Below are 20,024 nucleotides of genomic sequence, written 5' to 3' on the forward strand. Positions count from 1 at the left end.
TATGGTGCCGCCTGCTTTGCAAAGGGAAGCTGAGGCGACAACTATCCTGACATAGAGGGGGCGAAACAAAGGAAAGTAGGTCGGCCGCCGGGCCGAGACCCGGCCTCGAAAAACAACCCCCCGGCAGGGGCAAGAAACAGCCCCCTGGCCCACGCCAGAAGGCTAACCCCGCCCCCTCATCACCCCCGCCAACAACGGCATCCCCGTCCTCCGAGTGAACTCCTCATAACTGATCGGCGCACTCATCCGCGTATCCGGGCTATTGGCCTGCCAGTGCGCCCAGGCACGCCCCGTGCTGGCGTCGTAGACCAGCTTGAAGATATGGCTGGGCACATGGACCTTGCCCGGCCCGATGGTGAGCGGCTGGCCGTCGAACACCGGCCCGGTGAACACATAGACATCGCCCTGGGCGCGCTGGGCGTAGCGGCGCGTGTCCTGCTCGACCTTGCTCCAGACGCCGCCGTTGTGGGTCTGGTCCTGCGGAACCATGTTGGCCAGGCTGAAGCTCTGGGCCATGGCTTCGGGCGAGTACATGTCGCCGGCCGGCGCCATGTGTCCGCGCGAGTAGCCGGAGCGGCGGTAGTCGTCCAGTTCGGCGCGTTCGGCGCGGGGCAGGCGGGCATCGGCATAGAACTTGTCGCTGCGCTTGAGGCCCTGGCCCTGGTCCAGCAGTTTGCGGTTCAGGCGCTCCACCACGAAGACGGGCGTCTTGGTCTGGCCGCTGTGCAGCACGGCAAAGGCGCTGAAGCACAGCTCGCGCTGCTGGGGCTGGATCTGCAGGGCAGGGGGCTCGCCACCGGGGAAGAAATCGCGGCAGTGCGAAAAGCCCGTGGCCATGCTGCCGGCTGGCGGGCTGCCGCCACCGGAGGCCGTGCCCGAACCTGTCTCCGGCTGCTTGCGCAGGTGCTCCAGCCCCGGGATGGGCAGGGTGGACAGGAAGGGCGGCTCGGGAAGCTTGGGGTGCCAGTTCGGGTCCAGGCTGCAACTGGCGATCTGGAAGGTGCCCGCTGCCGCCACAAGGGCGGCGAACATGGAGCGCCACAGTCCGCTGCGGCTGGAGGCTTTCTTCTTGGAGGCGGTGGAGGAACTGCGCTTGCGCGCGGAAGGCTTCTTGTTCTTGACAGTCATTCGGGGGCGGCTGGCGCTGGCCGCTGGGAGGCAAGTCCGCGATGGCGCGGGTTCTGATTCGGGTCCTAGGAATTCTCCTATGTTTCCAGGCCCCCAAATGTTTCCAGATGCCCTGAAAGCGGGCCGCGCATGGCCTGATTTCAGGTCTTGGGCTGGAGGTGTGCGGCCCTTGGTTCGGCAGGCGCGCCGAACCAGCACAGCGCCAGGGCCAGCACCGCGATGCCGCCCAGGGAAAGAAAGGCCGCATCAAAGCCGAAGCGCTGCGCAATCCAGCCCGCCAGTGCCGGGCTGGCGGCCGCGCCCAGGCCTTGCAGCGTCATCACGGCGCCCAGGCCTGCGTTGACGTGGCCGGTGCCGCGCAGCGTCTGCGCGACCAGGCCCGGCAGGGCAACGCCCAGCAGCCCGGCGCCCACGCCGTCGAGCACCTGCACGGGAATCAGCGCCCAGTCGGAGTCCCAGGTGGCGGCGGCCAGGCCACGCAGCGGCAGCGACAGCAGGGCCGCCTTGACCAGCAGCCAGTAGCCGCTGCGCTGGGCGTGGCGCCCGGCGAGCAAGGCCATGGGGATCATGACGAGTTGCGCCACGATGATGGTCAGCGCCGTGAAGCCGCTGGGATTGGCATGGCCGCGCGCCACGGCAGCCTGGCCCAGCAGCGGCAGCATGGCGGCATTGCCCAGGTGAAACAGCAGCATGGCCGCGGCCAGCACCCGCAGCGCCGGCGTGCCCGTGAGCACGTGCAGCAGGCCGGGTGCGCAAGGCCCTGCCTGCTCTGGGGGCGGCGTGTCTTGCGGGGTTTCATCCAGCCGCATCAGCGCCAGGCAGGCCAGCGAGGCGCAGCCCATCAGGGCCATGAGCACGAAGACGGAGGGCAGTCCCCAGCGCAGGCCCATGGCCCCCGCCAGCGCGGCCGTGGCCACGTTGCCGGCGTGGTTCCAGGCTTCGTTGATGCCCAGCTGCCGGGGCAGGTCCGCATGGCCGGTGATCTGCAGCGTGATGCCCAGCAGGCAGGGCGCGATCAGGGCCGCGACCACGCCGGTGATGACCTGCGATGCCGCCGTCACGGCCAGCGACGGTGCGATCCAGATGGCCAGGTTGCCCGCCAGCAGCAGGGCGATGGCCGCTGCCAGCAGCCTGCGCTTGCGGCGCGAGGCATCGACCAGCGCGCCCAGTGGTGTGGTGGCCAGCATGCCCGCGATGCCGCCCAGGGCCATGACGTAGCCGATGTCGTCCAGCCGCCAGCCCTGGGCGAGCAGGAACACGCCCAGGAACGGTCCCAGGCCGTCGCGCACGTCGGCCAGGAAGAAGTTGAGCCCCGGCAGCCAGCGCCGCGCATGGTGGTGTGTGCGGTGCATGGCGGCTTCCTTCAGCGCAGGGGGCCCTTGAACACGAAGAAGGCGCCCAGGCAGATGAAGCCGAAGCCCACCAGGTGGTTGAGGGTGAGCTTCTCGCCCAGGTAGAGCACGGAAAAGACGGCGAACACCACCAGCGTGATCACCTCCTGGATGGTCTTGAGCTCGGCCGCGCTGTAGATCTCATGGCCGAGCCGGTTGGCGGGCACGGCAAAGCAGTACTCGGCCAGCGCGATCAGCCAGCTCACCAGGATGACGAGGTACAGCGGCCGGTTCTCGAACTTCAGGTGCCCGTACCAGGCGAAGGTCATGAAGACGTTGGAGATCAGCAGCAGCAGGACGGGGGCGATCTTGGGGGACATGGTGGGGTTCGGTGAAAGCGGGCAAGCAGGAAAGCCGGAAAGCAGAAAAGCAGGATGGGGGCAGGAGCCCGCCCGGCCCCTGGGACCGGGCGGTGGCGTCAGCGCGCGCGGTCGTACAGCGGCTGCAGGTCCGACAGGCTGGCACCCATGCTGGTGGCCTCCAGCGAGGTGCCGTGCGCGTTGCGCGTGCCCAGGCCCGAGGCGGCAAACAGCTGCCCCGGCTGCAGCGGCTGCTGCAGCGCATGGGGGGCAAAGCGCACGATGGCGCCGTCGGACAGGATGACGCCGTTGGCATCACCGCGCGGGCCGGTGAGGACGACGTCAATGCGGCCCTGGGCCTGCTGCGTCTGCAGGCCGGCCATGCGCAGGTGCGGCGGCATGGGGCGCGCGCCGTCGCGGGCGGGCGGTTGGTCGTACACGGTCTGGCCGCTGGCCGAGTTCACGATGGCATCCGCCTTGACCGCACCACCGGCTTCGCTGCGGCCGATGATGCGCACCGTGTCGCCCACCTTCACGACTGCCGTGAGCGCGTCGGACATATGCGGCGGGAACCGGACCACCGTGCCGTCGGTCAGGCGCAGGCCGTCCACCTCTCCATACGGATTGGTCAGCAGCCGGGCGACTGCGCTTTCGAGCACGGCCTGTGCATGCGGCGCGCCAGGCCCTGCAGGGGCTGCAGGGCCTGAAGGGGCGAAGGCGCCGGGCGGCACGGCATGCGCATTCAATGCGCTGGAACCCAGCCACAGAACGGCGGAGGTAAGAACAAATCGGGACATGAGGGCTCCTAGGTTGGCGATGGACACGCATCCGTCAATGCAAGTGCCATGCCATCAGGAATCCTCATGAAATCAAGGGCTTGCAGCGGGCGCTGCGGGCCCGGTGTCCGATGTGGAGACAGCAGGTGTCACCGTATCGGACACATGCGGCGCCGTCCGTGCGTCCGTGCGCCCATTGCGGCCTCAGCCCAGCCCGAACTCCGCCAGCTTGCGGTACAGCTGCTGGCGCGACAGTCCCAGGCGGCGTGCGGCCTCGGCACGGTTGCCCGTGGCGGCGGCCAGGGCACGCGTGACCATTTCGCGCTCCAGCTGGGCGACGGCGGCGGCCAGCGGGCCGTTCCAGTCGATGGCGGGCCCGTGTGCCGCTGCAGGCTGCAGGCCGATGTGCTCGGCCCCGATGACCGGCCCGGGGCACAGCAGGGCCGCGCGCTCCATGGCGTTGCGCAGCTCGCGCACGTTGCCGGGCCAGTCGTGCGCCAGCAGCAGGCGCGCGGCGTCGGCACCCAGGCGCTTGGGCGAGGCGCCGCCGCCTTGGCGCAGGAAATGCTCGGCCAGCAGCAGCACGTCGCCCAGGCGCTCGCGCAGCGGCGGCAGGTGCACGGGCACGACCTGGAGCCGGTACCAGAGATCCTCGCGAAAGCGACCCTCCTTGACGGCAGCCGGTAGGTCGCGGTGCGTGGCCGCGATGATGCGCACGTTCACGGGCAGCGCCCGGCTGGCGCCCACGGGCGTGATCTCGCGCTCCTGCAGCGCCCTGAGGATCTTGGCCTGCGTGGGCAGCGGCATGTCGCCCACTTCATCGAGGAACAGCGTGCCGCCCTGCGCCTCGCGAAAGCGCCCGGCGCGGTCGCTGACGGCGCCCGTGAAGGCGCCCTTCACATGGCCGAAGAGTTCGCTTTCCATCAGGTCTGCCGGAATGGCCGCGCAGTTGACGGCCACGAAGGGGCGCTCCGCCCGGGCGCTGTTGCGGTGCAGGGCGCGCGCCACCAGTTCCTTGCCCGTGCCGGTCTCGCCCAGCACCAGCACGGTGGCGTCGCTGTCCGCCGCCAGGCCGATGCGCTTGAAGACCTGCCGCATGGCCTCGCTGCCGCTGACCAGTTCGGCTTCATCGCCTTCCGGCTCCTGGTTCTGCGCCGGGTGCTGCGCCACGTTCTCGGGGCTGCCGGCCTGGCCCGCACTGAGCAAGGCGCGCTCCAGCACCTCGACCAGCGAGGTTCTGGCAATGGGCTTGGTCAGGTGGTCGAAGGCGCCCAGGCGCATGGCCTCGATGGTGTTGCTGCCGCTGGCATAGGCCGTGAGCATGATGCAGGGCGCCCGCGAGAGGCCGCGGGCCTTGCGCAGGAAGGCCAGCCCGTCCTCGCCGGGCATGCGCAGATCGACGATGGCCACATCCACCGAACCGCCCTGCAGCACCTGCAGCCCCGCCGCCACCGTGGGCGCCGCGCTGACCGCGTGGCCCAGGTCGCCCAGCATCTCGGCCAGGCTTTCGCGGAAGGCCGTGTCATCGTCAACGATCAGGATGCGGGCCATGGAAATTCCATTTCTATGCGTGTGCCTTGTGTTGTCTTGCCCAGCGCGATGCGGCCGCCATGGGCCAGCACGATTTCGCGCACCAGCGCCAATCCCAGCCCGGTGCCGCCGGGGCGCGCGGTGGTGAAGGGCTCGAACAGCGTGTCGCGCAGCTCGGGCGCAATGCCCGTGCCGTCATCTGCCACCCACAGTTGCAGAGGGCTGTTGCGGTGGGAAACGGTGGTGCCGCGGCGGTCTGCGCCCAGTTCCACCCGGCCGCCGGCCGCCGTGTGCGCCAGAGCGTTCAGCAGCAGGTTGTCCAGCGCCCTGGCCATCTGCACGGTGTCCAGCAGCGGGCGGCGCCCATCTTGCAGGTCCCGGGCAAGGCCGGCGGACACTGCCGTTGCCAGTTGCACGCCCCTGGCCTGGGCCAGCTCGGCATGTGCCTGCAGCCTTTCGTCCAGCAGCTGCTGCAGGTCCACCGGCTCCGGTTGCACCCGGAAGGGCTGGGTCAAGGCCAGCAGGCTCGATACCAGGTCTTCCAGGCGCGCGGTCTGGGCCAGCACGGCCTCCAGGGCGCCTTGGCTGCGCGCTTCGCGCAGTGGCGCGGGCGCTGCCAGCGCGGTCTCGGCCTTCATGCGCATGGTGCCCAGCGGGTTGCGGATCTCGTGCGCCAGGCCTGCGGACAGCCGGCCCAGGGTGGCCAGCCGTTCGGCGCTGAGCAGTTGCTGCTCCATCTGTGCCGACTGCCGCTGCCAGCGCCGGAGCATTCTGCCCAGCCACAGGCCCGAGACCAGGACCATGCCCAGCAGCAGGCTGACGGCAAGGATGAGGGGGTTGACCACGTCGGCGCTGATCAGGGGAACGCGCATCAGTGTCCAGGCCACCAGGGCGGGCGCATCGGCCTGGGCCGGGCAGGCGGCAAAGACCACCGCCTCGCGCAGGCCGGGGCGCAGGTCGGTCACCAGGCCCGCGCTGTCCCGCGCGCGCTGGGCGGTGGAGGCGATGCGCTCCATCTCCGCACTGGGCGCATCGCGCTTGATGCCCGAGCCGTCGTAGGTGGGAAACGCATAGGCCACCACGCCGGGGCCCTCGCGCCAGAAGCCGCCTTCCATGCCGGGGCGCTCGCGCAGCGCCAGGTCCAGCACGGCCTGCGCGGCGGACCGGGCCTGTGCGCTGGGCGTGTCCGCCATCAGCCCCGCCAGCCCCATGCGCGCGGCCCCGGCCTGCAGTGCGCTGCAGCTGACGCCTGCGGCGTCGCGGGCGCGGGAAACCTGCTGGTCGGTGCCCTGCCGGCTCAGCAGCAGCAGCAGCCACGCCAGCACCAGGGCGACGGCCGAGATGGTGAGCCAGAGGATCACCAGATCCCGTTGGATGGACTTTTGCGGGGACAGGGCCGGCTCCTGAAAGTGATGCGCTGGAACATACACCGAAAGGGGGTCCGCGCCTGGCAGCCAGGGCCGCGTCGTCCTGCGCGGCCGCCGTGAAAGTAACGCCGTGGCGCGCCGGCGTTACGTGACATCGCCCGTAACGCCGCGCGGTGACATGGCGGCGGCTGTGCGTGGGTGTCCAAATAAATCAATAGGTTACAGATGGCTTTGCGTTGGATGAAGACGTCCAGGCCCATGGCACGCTTGTTGCAACAGGATGCAAAAAGCTTGTCGCAGTGTCTGGAAAACCGGGTGCTGCGCCACGCACCCCATCGATCGCTGTCTTTCGGAGGAGAAACCATGGCCGCTGTCTCGTTGTCGTTTGCAGGCGTGGCCCTGTCGCGACTGCGCACCAGCCCTGACAGGGCGCGCAGCAAGCCGTTGAACGTGCCAGCCTCGTTTGTGTCTGCCGCCGTGCCGCGCACCCCTGCGCGCGAGGCGGGCGACGGAAGCCTTCATGCGCAGACGGCGCCGGTGGCGCTGCTCACGCGCGTGAGCGAGGGCGTGCGCATCGTGCGGCGCAACGATGTGATCGCGGCCCAGGCCGGCGCCGTGCTGCAGCAGGGCGACCGCGTCATCGTGCCCCAGCAGGGGGGCGCGCAGGCCGTGTTCCAGGAGCAGGACGGGCAGGCGCTGCTGGGCAGCTTCGCTGGTGGCACGGACGCCACGCTGGCGTATTTCAGCCGCAAGGCGGATGCCTGCTCGGTGGTCTTTGACCTGGTGGCCGGCCATGTGGACCTGGCGCTGTCGGCCGTGGATGCCGGCGTGCTCGGCGGCGGGTCGTCCGGCCGGGGGCGCCGGGCGATCGGATTTCACTGCTATTCACAACCCATTGCAGGCCGTTGAATGAAGGAGCACACCATGCACGACGACATCATCGAAGCTCCGCCCGGCGACACCCCCGTGGACCTGGCCATCTGGCTGTCGCCCCTGCAGACCTGGCGCAGCGTCTACGGCAACGGCTTCTGCGACGAGGCCATGCGGGCCTGCGTGGAGCGGCTCACGGGCCTGGGCATCGATGCCGAATCGTTGGAGCGTGCGGGCGACACGGTGCTGGTTCGGGGGTTCGATCCCCGCACGATGGCTGACACGGTGCTGCCCGGCAATCAGGCCCGGCATGGCTGGATGCATGCGCTGGAGTCCGCCCTGGTGCGCGACCCGGTGGTGGACGGCGCGCGCCAGGCCTATCTGCGCGCCGAGGTGCAGGCGCTGGGCTGCGTCTCCCTGACGGGCCTGCACGAGATACGCGGCAAGGGCCACGCCACGGCGGGCGTCCAGGACATGGCGGTGCGCAGGATGCACCCCAGGCTGATCAAGGCCTACCAGGCCGACATGCAGTTGGCGGGCCGCCTGCTGGACGATCTGCGGCTGGGCCACCTGGCGCTGGCATTCCAGCCCGTGACGCTGCTGGACCCCGCAGGCATGGCAGGCGGAGGCAGTGGGGCCGGCGCGGGCCGCACGCTCTACCACGAGTGCCTGCTGCGCCGCAGCGTGTTCTCTGCCTACGACAACTATGCCGTGCCCCATGCCATCGAGGCGCTGGAGCGCCTGGGCCTGGCCGCGCGGCTGGACCGCAGCGTGCTGTGGTCGATGATAGGCGCGCTGGAGATGAAGACCGGCCACAGCCTGGGCTGCAATCTGTCGGCCGCCTCGTTCTGCGACGACGCCTGGTGGGATGGCGTGTTCGACTATCTGGAGGACCGGCCCGAGATCGCCCAGCGCCTGGTGCTGGAGATCACCGAGACCGGCGCCTTCCCCTGCGAGAAGGCCGCGCTGGGCCTGGTGCGGCACCTGCAGATCCTGGGCGTGCGCGTGGCGCTGGACGACATCGTGCCCCGGCGCGGCGGCCTGGACATTCTGGGCAAGCTGCGCGCCAACATCGTCAAGATCGACAAGTCCGTGCTGGACCAGAGCCTGCAGGCCCGGCCTTCGGCCCGGATGATGCAGGGCCTGGTCAGCCTGTGCGCCGACCGGGGCGCCTGCGTGATCGTGGAAGGCATCGAGTCCGCCCAGGGCCTGGAGGCCGTGGCGCTGGCGGGAGCCCATGGCGCGCAGGGCTTCTTCATCGCCCGGCCCTCGCTGCATGGCCTGCTGGACCAGGTGGTGCGCGTGGAAGACGTGCTGGAGGTGCTGGAGGCGACCGAGGTGCAGGACGGCGACGAGCTGGACATGGCCCTGAGCTGGAGCGGCATGGAGCGCATGTCTGCTCTTGTGGCGGCCTCAACCGTGTCTGGTGGAGCGGAGGTGTCGGCCGCCGAGACCGGCATGGGCACGGGATTTTTCCTGCAGGCGCGGGCCTGAGGCCTGGACCGATCCCGGCCCTGGGCCGCGCCTGGCCCGTGCCGGTGCGGCACCTCACTCCAGCATCAGCGGGGCGGCCCTGCGCCGCGCCATGGCCAGGCGGAACAGGTCCATGAAGCGCGGAGCCACGTTGGAGATGTGAAAGCGCTTGCCCGTCTCGCGCGCGGCCCGGCCGTAGCGCTGGCGCCGGGCCGGGTCGTCGCGCAGCTGGCGGATGGCGCCGATCCAGGCGTCGTCGCTGTCGGGCAGCAGCAGGCCGTTGACATCGTTTTGCACCAGCTCCGGCACAAAGCCCCAGTTCGATCCGATCACGCAGCCGCCGCGCGCCAGGATCTCCATCAATCCCCAGTTGGCCACGCCGTAGCGCAGCGGATAGAGGAACAGGTCCACCGAGGCCAGCGTGCGCGCGAACTCGTCATACGGCAGCTTGCCCGGGAACTCCACCACCTGGGCGGCCGGGTGGATCTGCAGAAGATGGTCGCGGAAACTGGCCACCTTGCCCTGGTAGCGGCGCTCCACCCATTGCTGTTCGTAACCGTAGGTCACGGCCGTGGGGTCGCCCAGGGCGATGAAGCGCATCTGCTGGCCATCGCCCTCGCGCACCAGTCGATCGACCAGGCGCATGAAGGTCTCGAAGCCCTTGGAGCTGGACAGGTCGCGCGATGAGAAGGCCACGGTGAAGCGCGTGTCCTGGCGCGGCGGCGGCTCGGCCTGTTCGTCGGGAGCCTGGATGTCGAAGCCCTCGAACTGCACGGCCACGCGCTCCTGCAGCAGAGGCGGGAACAGCGAGCGCGCATGGGCGCTGGGCGTGATGGTCAGGTCGCTGCACAGCACCTGGTGGTAGTGCAGCATTTCCATGTTGCGGTCGGCCAGGCGCTGGGACAGGTCGGGCGGGTAGTCGGGCTCGTTGCCGTGCACGCGGTAGCTGGGGAACTCGATGTAGCTGACGATGGCGGCATCGATCTCGCCGTACAGCAGGTTGGGTGCGGCCCACAGCGAGTGGGCGACCACCACGTCGATGCGCTTGCCCTTTTCCTTCTCGAAGGCCTGCAGGCCCTGCAGCAGTCCGCGGCCTATGCGTGCCGAGCGCTCCACCTTGCTGGAGTAGTAGTAGCTTTGCGGGCCGACGATGTCGCCATCGGGCCGGAACGACAGCAGGTGGTCGCACTGGCTGGCGTAGTTCTCGGCATGGCCGGGCATGGTCATGAACCAGCTGTCGGCCGCGCCGCTGGCGCGAAGGTGGCTGCACAGCAGGCTGTACTGGCTGGGGTAGACGGCGCTGACGAAGATGATGACCGGCTTGTCCTGCATGTTCGTGGAGGTCTCCATGGCGTGGGGGGATGGGGATGTGTCGGAGGGCGTGCTCAGCCCGGCACGGGCACTTCGGGCTCGCCGTCGCTGATCTGGTACTTGCGCATCTTTTCCCAGAGCACCTTGCGGCTGATGCCCAGGTGCTGGGCCGTGTTCTGGCGCTTCCAGTCGTTGGTGTTGAGCGCCGCGATGATGCGGTTGCGCTCGTCCATGTCCCAGTTGCTGCGGTCGGCCAGCAGGGGCTCGGCGGCGCCCGCGTCCGGCGGGAAGGTGGTGGCCGACAGGGCCTGGGCGTGCTGCAGGATGCGCTGCGTGGCGCCGTCGGCGTTCCAGTCGCGCGTCTGGCGGGCGGCCACGCCGATGCGCTCGGCCAGGTTGCGCAGCTCGCGCACATTGCCGGGGAAGTACATCTGGGCCACGGCGTCGAGGATGAAGAAGGGCGCCTCGCCCAGCTCCTTCATCGTGGCCTCGCCCACCACCTTGCGCAGGATGGCGTGGAAGATGGCCAGCTTGTCGGCCTCGCCGCGCTCCTCCAGGCTGGGGATCTGCAGCTCGATCACGGCCAGGCGGAAGAACAGGTCGGCCCGGAAGCGCCCCTCGCGCACCAGCCCGCGCAGCGGCTTGTTGGTGGCCGCCACCAGCCGGAAATCCAGCCGCACGGCGGCGGCCGACCCCAGCCGCGTGATGGCGCGCTCTTCCAGCACGCGCAGCAGCTTGACCTGCTGGTACAGCGGCAGGTCCGCGATCTCGTCCAGGAACAGCGTGCCGCCGTTGGCCTGCTCCAGATAGCCCTTGTGGGCATTCACCGCGCCCGTGAACGAGCCCTTGGCGTGGCCGAAGAACAGGGACTCGAACAGCCCGTCCGGGATGGCGCCGCAGTTGACCACCACGAAGGGGCCCTGGCCGTAGCGGTTGTTGCGCTCGTGCAGCCGCTCGGCAATGCGCTCCTTGCCCACGCCGGTCTCGCCGATGATGAGCACGCTGTGCTCGCAGTCGGCAAAGGTGTCCACGTCGCGCAGCAGGCGCTGCATGCAGTCGGCCACGGCGATGATGTCCTCCGAGCGCTGCACCTGGCGCTGGTTGCTCTGCATGCGCCGCAGGATGCGCACCAGCATGGCGCGCAGCTCGGCCCCCGTGAAGTCGAAGGGCAGCACATGCGAGTACTCCATGGCATAGGTGCCGGCGTTGGCGTCGCGCTGCTTGGCGCTGACCCACAGCACGGGCATGCCGAAGGTGCCCTCCACGCCCTGGCGCGTGAAGCGCGCGCCCTCCAGCACCGAGACGCTGACCACGGCAATCGCATTGCCCAGCTCGCTGGTGTCGGCGGGCAGGGTCAGCCCGTCGGCGCGCACCACGTCCACGCCCAGGTTGAGCACGCAGCGCTCCACCCGCTCGGCGATATCGGCCTGGCCTTCCCAGACATAGATGACGAGCTCGTCCAGATTCACGTTGCATTCCCTCGTTGTCGATTCATGGATTGGATGGCCTTGCCTGCCGTTCAGAAAACCAGTTGCGCCGTGTCGCAGCCGATGGACAGGGCCTTGATGTCGGTGCGGCCCACCTCCAGCCCCAGCGTGTCCTTGAGCACGCTGGTCAGCAGCGTGCCCACGCCGTTGAGGATGGGCTTTAGCACGCCGGTGATCAGCGGCTTGAGCAGGGTGCACAGGGCGCCGGTGCAGGTGAGGTTGTTGTCGCGGTTGAGCAGGGACTGGATCTCGGGGCTGTTCGGGTTGATCGCGTACAGGTACTGCGGGTGCGAGGTCAGCAGCTTGGTCACGTTGTGCTTGACGCAGCCATTCCAGTTGAGCAGCGAGCTGAGCAGGCCCGCGCAGCTCTGGTAGCCGTTGTCGTAGGTGGAGATGCCCAGCACACCCAGCAGGCCGCCCGGCACGCTGGTGTAGGAATTGAGGGCGGCCGAGAAGGTGCCGCTTGGCCAGGTGGAGGAAGGGCATACGGCAAGTAGACCCAGGACGAGACCGCATTTGTCTATGCCGCTAACAGCGATCGCGTTGTTGAACGTGAAATTGGAGGTGAGCAGGGGCGGCATGTAGTCCTGGGCGCCCACGGTCCCCCGGCCGTTGAGCAGCAGGTTGGTCACGCTGGTCACGTTGTACAGGCCGTTGACCTTGGCGGCATCCAGGTAGGACTCCAGCAGGCGCGTGGTGATGTCGGTGGGCGTGGTGCCCGGCGGCTGCAGCAGGCCGCTGAGCAGGTTGAGCAGTCCCGTGACGATGTTGTCGACCGTATCGCCCAGCGCCAGCTGGTTCACCTGCGTGGAGCGGTTGGTCTTGGACCAGTTGGGGTCGGCCGGATCTTCGTAGCCCGGCTCCATGCCCAGGCCCGTGGTGGAGTCCGTGTACTCCAGGGCCGGCACCCACAGCTTGCCGTTCAGCACGGGCAGGTGCAGCAGGGTGATGAGCTGCTCATTTTGCAGGCCCTTCTCGCAGCTTTGCTTGTTGTTGGGGTCCATCTTGCCCACGCAGGCATTGAGGATGGAGGACTTGACCGACAGGTCCATGGTCTGCGGGCTGGCGCTGCACTGCAGCGCCGTCAGCGTGCCGGTGGCGTTGGTGATGTCCACGGCAATGGGCAGCTTGACCTGGGTGCCCAGGATGTCCTTGACCAGCCATTTGAGCGCGCCGCCCAGCAGCTGGTCCGTGTCCACGTTCAGGTTCAGGCGGATCTGCGCGCTGTAGCCCTGTGTGCCGACGGGGCCCACGGCAATGGTGGGTGGCTGCACGATGGTCAGCTGGGCCTTGATGAGCCCGGCCACATCCAGCTGGTTGGCCTGCAGCGCGTGGCCGTTGGCGCCGATGGCAATGGCCGTCTTCAGCAGGTCGCCAATGCCCAGCTGCACGTCCATGGCCGCGTTCAGCGGATCGGTGCGGCCGGCGCCCAGGAAGGCGAACAGGCCCTTCTGGTCATCCAGGCTGCCCAGCGGGATCTTGATGGTGCTCAGGCCCGCGTTGATGATCTGGGTCTTGAGCGCATTGAGCTGCACGGCCAGCGCGTTGTCGGTGATGGCGCTGATGGAGGCGTCGATCACGTTCAGCAGGGTGACGCTGGCGATGTTGGCCAGGCCCTCGGGCGACAGCGCGCGCAGCTGCTCTATGCCCAGGTTCACGCCCAGGGCCTTGAGCAGGCCGGCCGGGCTGATCTTGGCATCGGCCAGGCCCTTGGAGTCCAGCAGGGTCAGCATGCCCACGTCCAGCCCCACCAGGCCCAGCAGCCCGCCCAGCGGCGTGTCCTTGTTGAAGCGCAGCAGCTGCGAGCCCACCTGGAAGGACGCCACCGAGTCGTTGCGCATGGCAATGGCCTCGGCCACCACGGCACGGCTCCAGGGGCCGGGGAAGATGGTGGGCGAGGTGCCGCCCACCGTCACACGCGCCGCGTTGAGCGGGCCGGAGCTGGCGTCGAAGAAGCGGCCGCCGCTGGACTGCCTGGCCGGGTCCGCCGGGTTCCAGTTGCCGCAGCTGACCACGGTCTGGGTGCTGTTGCGGGTCAGCGGAACCGGCCAGTTGGCCGTGATGCTATCCTCGCCCGCCGTCACGCAGGCGGCGCGGTTGCTGCGCTCGGCATTGATGGTCTGGGCCGCCTGGGTGGCCGCCAGATCGGCAATGCGCTGCAGGTCGCGCTTGGCGTAGTACATGTAGCCCAGGTCCACGACGCCGAGCAACAGGAACAGCACCGAGCCCAGCAGGGCGAACTGCACGAGCAGGCTGCCGCCTTGCCGGCGCCCTTGTCGGCGCCCTTGCCGGCGCGTTCGGGGGCGGTGTGCGGATGCGGGGAGGTGGGTGAGCATGCTCTGGTCCTCCTGTCTAGCTGCCGGGCGCAAGCCTGATCAGGCTGCGGGACTCCAGGCGCGTGGGTTCGCCCAAGGTCTGGCTGCCCACCTGCAGGCCCTGGCCCAGCACGGGGGGAAGCATGTACACCACGCTCAGCGTGGCCTGGGAAGTGCCCCAGTCGATCTGTATCTGGGTGGGCGCCGTGCCCGCTGGAATGCCGCTGGCCGCCAGGCTCTGGTTCACCACATCGCTGGTGGCCTGCAGGATGTTGGCGCGTTCGGCCGGCTTGGCCGGGTTGTAGCCCGCCATCCCGCCAAACGCCAGATGCTGGACCATGCGCGCACCATCGCCCGTGGCACGCGCCAGCGACTGCTGTGCCTGCAGCACGCGCCAGTACACGAACATGCCCATCAGCAGCATCACCATCACCCCGGCGATCAACGCGAACTCCACCGCCGCCACGCCGCGCTGCCGCCTGCGCAGCCCTGCCGCGAAGGTATCGCCGGTGTCTGGCATGAACTCGGCCGATGCAGCAGGGCGTGCCCCACGCATGGCATGCTCCAACTCAGGGACACCGAGCAAGGGCCGCCCCGCCCCGAGGGTGTCGCCGGTGGCCCGTATGCCCCCCTCCCGCGACGCGAGAGAGGGGGAAGGCGCGAAGCGACTCAGGGGGAGCTTCATAGCCCCCCCCTGTCCACCATGATGTTGGCGCTGGCCGTCAACGTGGTGGGCATGACCAGGCCGAAGCCCGGCAGAGCGGGCGCTATCGGGCTGGTTCCATAAGGGATGGTGAAGCCCACGCGCACCATGCAGCGTTCGGCAACCAGCACGCCGCAGGTCAGCGTGGCCGAGCACAGTTCGCTGTTCTGCAGCCTGCAGATGCGAACGTCGATGCTGCCAGCCGTGGGCCGGAGGTCGGCGGGCAGCCAGTCGAGCCGCTGCTGCACCAGGCTGCGGGCCGCGTCCAGGCGGGCGCTGCGGCTGGTCTGGTAGCGCAGCGTGGCCCGCGCGGCGTCTTCGGCGGCGGCCTGCATGGATTCGCGCACCAGGAACGCCAGCCCGTAGCTGATGCAGGCATACAGCAGGGCAAAGAACACCGGGAAGATGATGGCCCACTCCAGCGCATACACCCCCCGCTGCCGCAGGCTGGCAGATCGGTGGGAGCGGTGAGCGCGGGGTTGGCGCCGGGTCATGGTCGTTCCTGCAAGCCGTGGCCGGGGCCGGCCTCAGTTCTTGCCGCCGGCTTCGACGCCGGTCTTGTACAGGGCGGGGATTTCCGTCTCGAAGCTCTTGAGGTAGCGCGCATAGCTGCGCCGCGCCTGCTCGCCCGCGATGGGGCGTGCACGCTGGCCCGGCTGGCTGTGCTGCATTTCCAGCAGCCGCAGGGTGCCCCCGCCGATGTCGATCTCGCGCCGGGGCAGGTACATCACGGTTCCATCGGGGTTGGTGTAGAGCGTGTAGCCGACCAGGATGGAGTCGGTGGAGGGCTCGGCGAACACATGGGGCCGTGCATCCACCTGCTCGGGCGGGCTCTGCACTTCGCCAAAGGCCTGGGCATGCAGCGCGGCCGTGGGAAGCAGGGCCAGGCCGGCGGCCAGCAGCCAGGGGGCCAGAGCGTTGGCGCCTGCAGTGCGGCGCGGTGGGTCCATGCGGTATGTGTCTGGCATGTCGTGCTCCTCAAAGTGGCGAGGCCGGTGCTGCGCCTGCGGCGCCGGGCGGCTCGGAAAGAAGAATGCGCCGGGTGATGCCGGCCGGAAGGGTCTCGGGCAGGGCCTCGGTGGCGCGTGCTTCGGGGCGGGTGCCCAGGGTCGGCACAGGGGGCGGTGCAGGGGGCAGCACAGAAGGCAGCACAGGGGCGCTGGACACAGCGGCACCGGCACCGGCCTCTGCGGGCAGGCTGTCGCCGCGCAGGCGCACGGCATCGCGCACGCTGGTCAGCTGTGCCTGCAGGGTCTGCAGCGAGGTCTGGTCGATCATGGGCAGGGCGCCCTTGGCCTGGGGCTGGGCCAGCTGGCGCAGCAGCTGCGACGCCTGGGCCTGGTTGCCGCTGGCCAGCCAGAACAGCGCCATGTTCAGCTGCACCCGTGCGTTGGCCGGGGCGAGTTGCGAGGCCTGCATGATGGGCATCTGCGCGGCGGCCAGCCGGCCATCGAGCATGTGGGCGTAGGCCAGGTCACTGAGCACGTTGGCGTCGATGGGGTTGAGCTGGCGCGCCTTGTCCAGCTGCTCCACGGCCTGGCCATACTGGCCCTGGCTTGCGTACAGCAGGCCCAGGCCGCGCCGCGCCCGCGCCGTGGTGGCGCCCTGCAGCAGCGCCAGGTAGGCCTGCCGGGCCTGCTCGACCTGGCCGGTGTTGCGCAGCGCGTCGGCCCGCATCAGGCGCGACTCCGGGTTCACGCCGTACTGCTGCTCGAAGGCTTCGGTGTGCGCCAGCGAGGCATACCACTGGCCGGCCTGCTGCATCTGCGTGATCAGGTCCAGATAGGTCTGGGCGTTGTCCACCTGGGTGGCCTGCTGGGCGTTCTGCAATTGCTGCTGGGCCTGGGCGGCGGTTTCCTGCTGCGCGGAAGGGGCGCCGTAGCCCTGCGGCCCCTTGCTGGCGCAGCCGGCCAGGGCCAAGGTCAGGGTCGCCAGGGCTACCAGAGTTGAAAGGGGTGCAAGGGGTGCCGGCGCTGGCGTCCGCCCTGCGCGGGTGTTTTCCTGGTGTCGCATGCCTAGCGTCCTCCCATGGTGGTCAATGCCCTGATCACGGCCAGGAAGCCGGGGCCCGCCGTGATGACGAGCAGGGCGGGCAGCAGCGTGAGGACCATGACGCCCGTCATCTTGACGGTGATGGAACCTATCTTTTCCTTGAAGCTGGCCTGGCGCTTTTCGCGCAGCCGGATGCTGAATTCCTTGAGCGGCTCCTGCACGGCGCCGCCATGCTTGTCCACCTGCACCAGCAGGTTGACGATGGCGCTCATGTCGTCGTCGGCGCTCATGTTGACCATGCGCTGGAAGGACTGCTCGCGCGTGCGGCCGGTGTTGTAGAGCTGGTTGGCCAGGGCCAGCTCGCCGCTGATGACGCGCAGCACGCCCTTGAACTCCGAGGCCAGGATCTGCAGGCTCTGGTCCACGCTCAGGCCCACGCCCTGCAGCAGTCTCAGCAGGTCCACGAACAGCGGCAGTTCCTCGACCACCTGCTCGCGCCGGCCCTTGGCCCGCGAGCGCAGAAACCATTTGGGAAGCATGAGCCCCAGGCTCACCCCGAGAAAGCCGTAGATCAGCGCCGCGTTTTCGCCGGGGCGCAGCACACCCAGCGCCAGCAGGGGCAGGACCACGCACAGCACCATGCGGCTGGCCACATAGGCCATGCTGCCGTTGCGCGTGCCCACGCCGGCCTGGTCCAGCAGCTTGCGGTCCTCATCGGCCAGCAAGGCCTTGGCCACGCCCCATTGCAGCCAGGCCGGGGGCGGGAGGTTGGCGGCCACCGCCTGTGGCGAATCGGAGGAGCGCACGTTGATGGACAGCGGGTTGAGCAGCTGCGCGTCGTTGGCCTGCATGGCGCTCTTCGTGGCGGCCTTCGGGGTCGATGCGGTATCGCGCGCCTGCAATATCTTGGCGACCTGGCTGGAGGCACGGGCCGAGCGCCACAGCTTCCACACCAGGGCGCAGGCCCACAGCACCAGTCCCAGCGCGCCCAGGCTGATGCTGGCGATCCACAGTTGCTGCGGGGTCATGCGTGGCTCCTTGCGCAGACGGATGGGTGGGCCTGTACCTGTACCTGTACCTGTGCTGTCATGGGTTCACCTCAGCTTGGCCAGCCGGTAGAGAAGAAAGGCGCCCAGGGCCTCCAGGGCGGCGGCGACCAGGACCATGGTCTGGCCGCTGTCGTCGTTCCACATGCGCATGAAGTAGCCGCGGTTGATCACCATGATCAGCGTCCCCACCACCAGGGGCAGCAGGGCCAGCACCCAGGCCGACATGCGGATCTCGGAGGACAGCGCATGCAGCTCGCGCTCGGCGGACTGGCGGTCGCGGATGTAGGCCGATACACGCTCCAGCACCAGGTCGGCGCGGCCGCCATAGCGCACGCTCATGCGGAACACGGCGGCCAGCAGGCCGAATTCGGGCAGGCGCCAGTTGCGCTCCAGCTGGCCCATGGCCTGCCCCAGGTCGGGAGATGCGCTGAGCATGGCCGCCGCCTGCTGCAGCGCGTCGCCCAGCGGATCGGGGACGTTGTTCAGCGCCATCTGGAAGGCCGCATGCGGCGAGTTGCCGATGGAGATCAGGCGGACCATGTTGTCCAGGAAGCCGGGCAGTTGCTGCAGCAGTCTTTCGCGGCGCTTGGCCTGCCGCCGCCAGATGCCGAAGGCCAGCACCACGGCATACAACACGGCCACCACCAGCCCCGCGGCAGCACCTGCCTGGCTGGTTGCAAGCAAGGCCAGCACCAGGCCGGTGATGGCGAACAGGGCCAGGGTGTTGGACGAGATTCCCCAGGACTGGACGCCCAGCCGCTGGGCCAGCCACTGCACGGCAGCGGGTGAGGGCGCGGACTGCGCCGCGGGGGCGCGGAAGGCGGGCTCGGCCATGGGCGGGGAGGGCGAGATCACCTCCCGGTGGCCGTCCACGCTGCGCTTCATGTGCAGGTTGATCGACTGCTCATGCTCCTTGCGGCGCCCGCGCATGATCACCCACAGCGCCAGGGCCAGCAGCAGGCAGGCCAGCGCGCCGAGGATGAGGACGGCGGGTGCCAGGCCTGTCATCGCACGCCTCCGTGGCCGGTCTGCTGCTGCATGCGCCACCAGCTCAGCAGCTTGGGCGAGTGCGGCGAGATGCCCAGCGACACCCACTGGTCGATCTCCTGCCCGTCAGGGCCCACCTGGGGCTCGTAGCGGTACAGCTCCTGCATGGAGATCATGTTGTCCGTCATGCCCGTGACCTCGGTCAGCGACAGCAGGCGGCGGCGGCCGTTGGACAGGCGGCCGATCTGCACGATGAAGTCCACGGCATTGGCGATCTGGCGGCGCAGGCTGACCTCGCTGCCCTGAAAGCCCGCGAAGCCGGCCAGCATTTCGGCGCGGTACAGGCATTCGCGCGGCGAGCTGGCATGGATGGTGCCCATGGAGCCGTCGTGGCCGGTGTTCATGGCCTGCAGCAGCTCCAGCACCTCGCCGCCGCGCACCTCGCCGACGATGATGCGGTCGGGCCGCATGCGCAGGCTGTTGCGCAGCAGGTCGCGGATGCTGACGTGGCCCGAGCCGTCAAAGCCGCCGGGGCGGCTTTCCAGCCGCACCACGTGGTTGTGGTTGAGGGCCAGCTCGGCCGTGTCCTCGATGGAGACGATGCGCTCGCTGCCCGGGATGAAGCTGGCCAGCGCATTGAGCAGGGATGTCTTGCCCGAGCTGGTGCCGCCGCTGACCAGGATGTTGCAGCGCGCCTGCACGGCCATCTCCAGGATGCGGCAGATGTCCTGGTTGAAGGTGCCCAGCTGCACCAGTTCGGGCGGTGTCAGCGGGTCCTTGCGGAACTTGCGGATGGAGACCGAGGGGCCGTCGATGGACAGCGGCTCGATGATGACGTTGATGCGCCCGCCATCGGGCAGGCGGGCATCGACCATGGGGCTGGACTCGTCCAGGCGCCGGCCCAGCGGCGCCAGGATGCGGCGCACGATGCGCAGCACATGCTCGTCGTCCTTGAAGTGCAGCGTCTCGCGCTGCAGCACGCCGCCGCGCGAGACGTAGATGTTGCCGTGGCCGTTGATGAGGATGTCCTCGACCAGCGGGTCTTCCAGCAGCGGCTGCAGCGGCCCCAGTCCCGTGAGCTCGCGCGTGAGGGCGCGCGCCACCTGCAGCGCCTCCTGCTCGTTGACGGGCACGGAGTGCAGGCGGATGAAGCTGTCCAGCTCCATCAGCACGAACTGCGCGATGGCGGCCTGCGACCAACGGCCGAACTCGGCACCCAGCTCCTCGATGCGGCTGAGCAGGTGCTCGTGCGTGCGGTTCTTCAGGTCGAGGAACAGCGCGCTTCGCTCGAACTCGCTGGCCTGGGCGTCGGCCAGATGGGAATAAGCCGTGGTCGTCATGGTGCG

General features: G+C 69.2%; 18 protein-coding genes. 2 read left to right on the forward strand and 16 right to left on the reverse strand.

Annotation, left to right across the window (positions count from 1 at the left end; all coding sequences use genetic code 11):
• Window positions 1–162: 162 nt before the first annotated feature.
• The 6 genes from ACUTR7_RS17855 to ACUTR7_RS17880 all read right to left on the reverse strand — a co-directional run bounded on the left by ACUTR7_RS17855 (window position 163) and on the right by ACUTR7_RS17880 (window position 6,554).
• Window positions 163–1,128: a DNA/RNA non-specific endonuclease gene (locus ACUTR7_RS17855; RefSeq protein ID WP_445609443.1), complete on the reverse strand. Its 966-nt coding sequence runs from the start codon at window positions 1,126–1,128 to the stop codon at window positions 163–165.
• Between the two features lie 140 nt (window positions 1,129–1,268).
• Window positions 1,269–2,480, reverse strand: coding sequence for an MFS transporter (locus tag ACUTR7_RS17860; protein ID WP_445609444.1), 1,212 nt, complete (start codon window positions 2,478–2,480; stop codon window positions 1,269–1,271).
• An 11-nt stretch (window positions 2,481–2,491) separates the two neighbouring features.
• A complete protein-coding gene (locus ACUTR7_RS17865; protein ID WP_445609445.1) occupies window positions 2,492–2,839 on the reverse strand; it encodes a DMT family protein in 348 nt (115 codons plus the stop codon).
• A 98-nt stretch (window positions 2,840–2,937) separates the two neighbouring features.
• Complete coding sequence (locus tag ACUTR7_RS17870) at window positions 2,938–3,615, reverse strand: hypothetical protein (RefSeq protein ID WP_445609446.1); 678 nt, start codon at window positions 3,613–3,615, stop codon at window positions 2,938–2,940.
• A 183-nt stretch (window positions 3,616–3,798) separates the two neighbouring features.
• Window positions 3,799–5,145, reverse strand: coding sequence for a sigma-54-dependent transcriptional regulator (locus ACUTR7_RS17875; protein WP_445609447.1), 1,347 nt, complete (start codon window positions 5,143–5,145; stop codon window positions 3,799–3,801).
• Window positions 5,130–6,554: a sensor histidine kinase gene (locus ACUTR7_RS17880; protein WP_445609448.1), complete on the reverse strand. Its 1,425-nt coding sequence runs from the start codon at window positions 6,552–6,554 to the stop codon at window positions 5,130–5,132. The genes ACUTR7_RS17875 and ACUTR7_RS17880 overlap by 16 nt, the downstream gene beginning before the upstream one ends.
• A 300-nt stretch (window positions 6,555–6,854) precedes the next feature.
• Here ACUTR7_RS17880 and ACUTR7_RS17885 point away from each other — a divergent pair, with 300 nt between their 5' ends.
• The gene (locus ACUTR7_RS17885; RefSeq protein ID WP_445609449.1) at window positions 6,855–7,400 is read left to right on the forward strand and encodes a hypothetical protein; all 546 of its coding nucleotides are present in this window, start codon (window positions 6,855–6,857) and stop codon (window positions 7,398–7,400) included.
• 15 nt (window positions 7,401–7,415) lie between these two features.
• Entirely contained in the window at window positions 7,416–8,855 is a 1,440-nt protein-coding gene (locus ACUTR7_RS17890) for an EAL domain-containing protein (RefSeq protein ID WP_096916871.1), read from the forward strand.
• Between the two features lie 54 nt (window positions 8,856–8,909).
• Here ACUTR7_RS17890 and ACUTR7_RS17895 read toward each other — a convergent pair whose 3' ends face one another.
• The 10 genes from ACUTR7_RS17895 to ACUTR7_RS17940 all read right to left on the reverse strand — a co-directional run bounded on the left by ACUTR7_RS17895 (window position 8,910) and on the right by ACUTR7_RS17940 (window position 20,018).
• Window positions 8,910–10,184 (reverse strand): glycosyltransferase, encoded by a 1,275-nt coding sequence (locus tag ACUTR7_RS17895; RefSeq protein ID WP_175403303.1) that lies wholly within the window; start codon window positions 10,182–10,184, stop codon window positions 8,910–8,912.
• Between the two features lie 35 nt (window positions 10,185–10,219).
• Window positions 10,220–11,614 (reverse strand): sigma 54-interacting transcriptional regulator, encoded by a 1,395-nt coding sequence (locus ACUTR7_RS17900; RefSeq protein WP_013803762.1) that lies wholly within the window; start codon window positions 11,612–11,614, stop codon window positions 10,220–10,222.
• Between the two features lie 50 nt (window positions 11,615–11,664).
• On the reverse strand, window positions 11,665–13,968 hold the full coding sequence (locus tag ACUTR7_RS17905; protein WP_445609450.1) for a TadG family pilus assembly protein: 2,304 nt from the start codon (window positions 13,966–13,968) through the stop codon (window positions 11,665–11,667).
• 16 nt (window positions 13,969–13,984) lie between these two features.
• Window positions 13,985–14,503, reverse strand: coding sequence for a TadE/TadG family type IV pilus assembly protein (locus ACUTR7_RS17910; RefSeq protein WP_445609451.1), 519 nt, complete (start codon window positions 14,501–14,503; stop codon window positions 13,985–13,987).
• Between the two features lie 125 nt (window positions 14,504–14,628).
• A complete protein-coding gene (locus tag ACUTR7_RS17915; RefSeq protein WP_047325934.1) occupies window positions 14,629–15,144 on the reverse strand; it encodes a TadE/TadG family type IV pilus assembly protein in 516 nt (171 codons plus the stop codon).
• Between the two features lie 33 nt (window positions 15,145–15,177).
• Window positions 15,178–15,618, reverse strand: a complete 441-nt coding sequence (locus tag ACUTR7_RS17920; protein ID WP_099734428.1) for a DUF3613 domain-containing protein — start codon at window positions 15,616–15,618, stop codon at window positions 15,178–15,180.
• Window positions 15,619–15,628: 10 nt separating this feature from the next.
• A complete protein-coding gene (locus ACUTR7_RS17925) occupies window positions 15,629–16,570 on the reverse strand; it encodes a tetratricopeptide repeat protein (RefSeq protein WP_445609452.1) in 942 nt (313 codons plus the stop codon).
• Between the two features lie 95 nt (window positions 16,571–16,665).
• Window positions 16,666–17,670 (reverse strand): type II secretion system F family protein, encoded by a 1,005-nt coding sequence (locus tag ACUTR7_RS17930; RefSeq protein ID WP_445609453.1) that lies wholly within the window; start codon window positions 17,668–17,670, stop codon window positions 16,666–16,668.
• A 66-nt stretch (window positions 17,671–17,736) separates the two neighbouring features.
• Complete coding sequence (locus tag ACUTR7_RS17935; protein WP_141829733.1) at window positions 17,737–18,699, reverse strand: type II secretion system F family protein; 963 nt, start codon at window positions 18,697–18,699, stop codon at window positions 17,737–17,739.
• Window positions 18,696–20,018, reverse strand: coding sequence for a CpaF family protein (locus ACUTR7_RS17940; RefSeq protein WP_012203993.1), 1,323 nt, complete (start codon window positions 20,016–20,018; stop codon window positions 18,696–18,698). Before ACUTR7_RS17940 ends, ACUTR7_RS17935 begins: the two co-directional genes overlap by 4 nt.
• Window positions 20,019–20,024 lie beyond the last annotated feature (6 nt).

It is taken from the genome of Delftia sp. NA_296.1 (genome assembly GCF_052692095.1).

Excerpts from the sequence above, each read along its gene's own strand:
- ACUTR7_RS17905 (WP_445609450.1), bottom strand. The coding sequence starts at position 13,968 with ATGCTCACCCACCTCCCCGCATCCGCACACCGCCCCCGAACGCGCCGG.
- ACUTR7_RS17855 (WP_445609443.1), bottom strand. The coding sequence starts at position 1,128 with ATGACTGTCAAGAACAAGAAGCCTTCCGCGCGCAAGCGCAGTTCCTCC.
- ACUTR7_RS17890 (WP_096916871.1), top strand. The coding sequence starts at position 7,416 with ATGCACGACGACATCATCGAAGCTCCGCCCGGCGACACCCCCGTGGAC.
- ACUTR7_RS17875 (WP_445609447.1), bottom strand. The coding sequence starts at position 5,145 with ATGGCCCGCATCCTGATCGTTGACGATGACACGGCCTTCCGCGAAAGC.
- ACUTR7_RS17930 (WP_445609453.1), bottom strand. The coding sequence starts at position 17,670 with ATGACCCCGCAGCAACTGTGGATCGCCAGCATCAGCCTGGGCGCGCTG.
- ACUTR7_RS17940 (WP_012203993.1), bottom strand. The coding sequence starts at position 20,018 with ATGACGACCACGGCTTATTCCCATCTGGCCGACGCCCAGGCCAGCGAG.
- ACUTR7_RS17865 (WP_445609445.1), bottom strand. The coding sequence starts at position 2,839 with ATGTCCCCCAAGATCGCCCCCGTCCTGCTGCTGCTGATCTCCAACGTC.
- ACUTR7_RS17885 (WP_445609449.1), top strand. The coding sequence starts at position 6,855 with ATGGCCGCTGTCTCGTTGTCGTTTGCAGGCGTGGCCCTGTCGCGACTG.
- ACUTR7_RS17910 (WP_445609451.1), bottom strand. The coding sequence starts at position 14,503 with ATGCGTGGGGCACGCCCTGCTGCATCGGCCGAGTTCATGCCAGACACC.
- ACUTR7_RS17870 (WP_445609446.1), bottom strand. The coding sequence starts at position 3,615 with ATGTCCCGATTTGTTCTTACCTCCGCCGTTCTGTGGCTGGGTTCCAGC.
- ACUTR7_RS17895 (WP_175403303.1), bottom strand. The coding sequence starts at position 10,184 with ATGGAGACCTCCACGAACATGCAGGACAAGCCGGTCATCATCTTCGTC.
- ACUTR7_RS17935 (WP_141829733.1), bottom strand. The coding sequence starts at position 18,699 with ATGACAGGCCTGGCACCCGCCGTCCTCATCCTCGGCGCGCTGGCCTGC.
- ACUTR7_RS17860 (WP_445609444.1), bottom strand. The coding sequence starts at position 2,480 with ATGCACCGCACACACCACCATGCGCGGCGCTGGCTGCCGGGGCTCAAC.
- ACUTR7_RS17920 (WP_099734428.1), bottom strand. The coding sequence starts at position 15,618 with ATGCCAGACACATACCGCATGGACCCACCGCGCCGCACTGCAGGCGCC.
- ACUTR7_RS17915 (WP_047325934.1), bottom strand. The coding sequence starts at position 15,144 with ATGACCCGGCGCCAACCCCGCGCTCACCGCTCCCACCGATCTGCCAGC.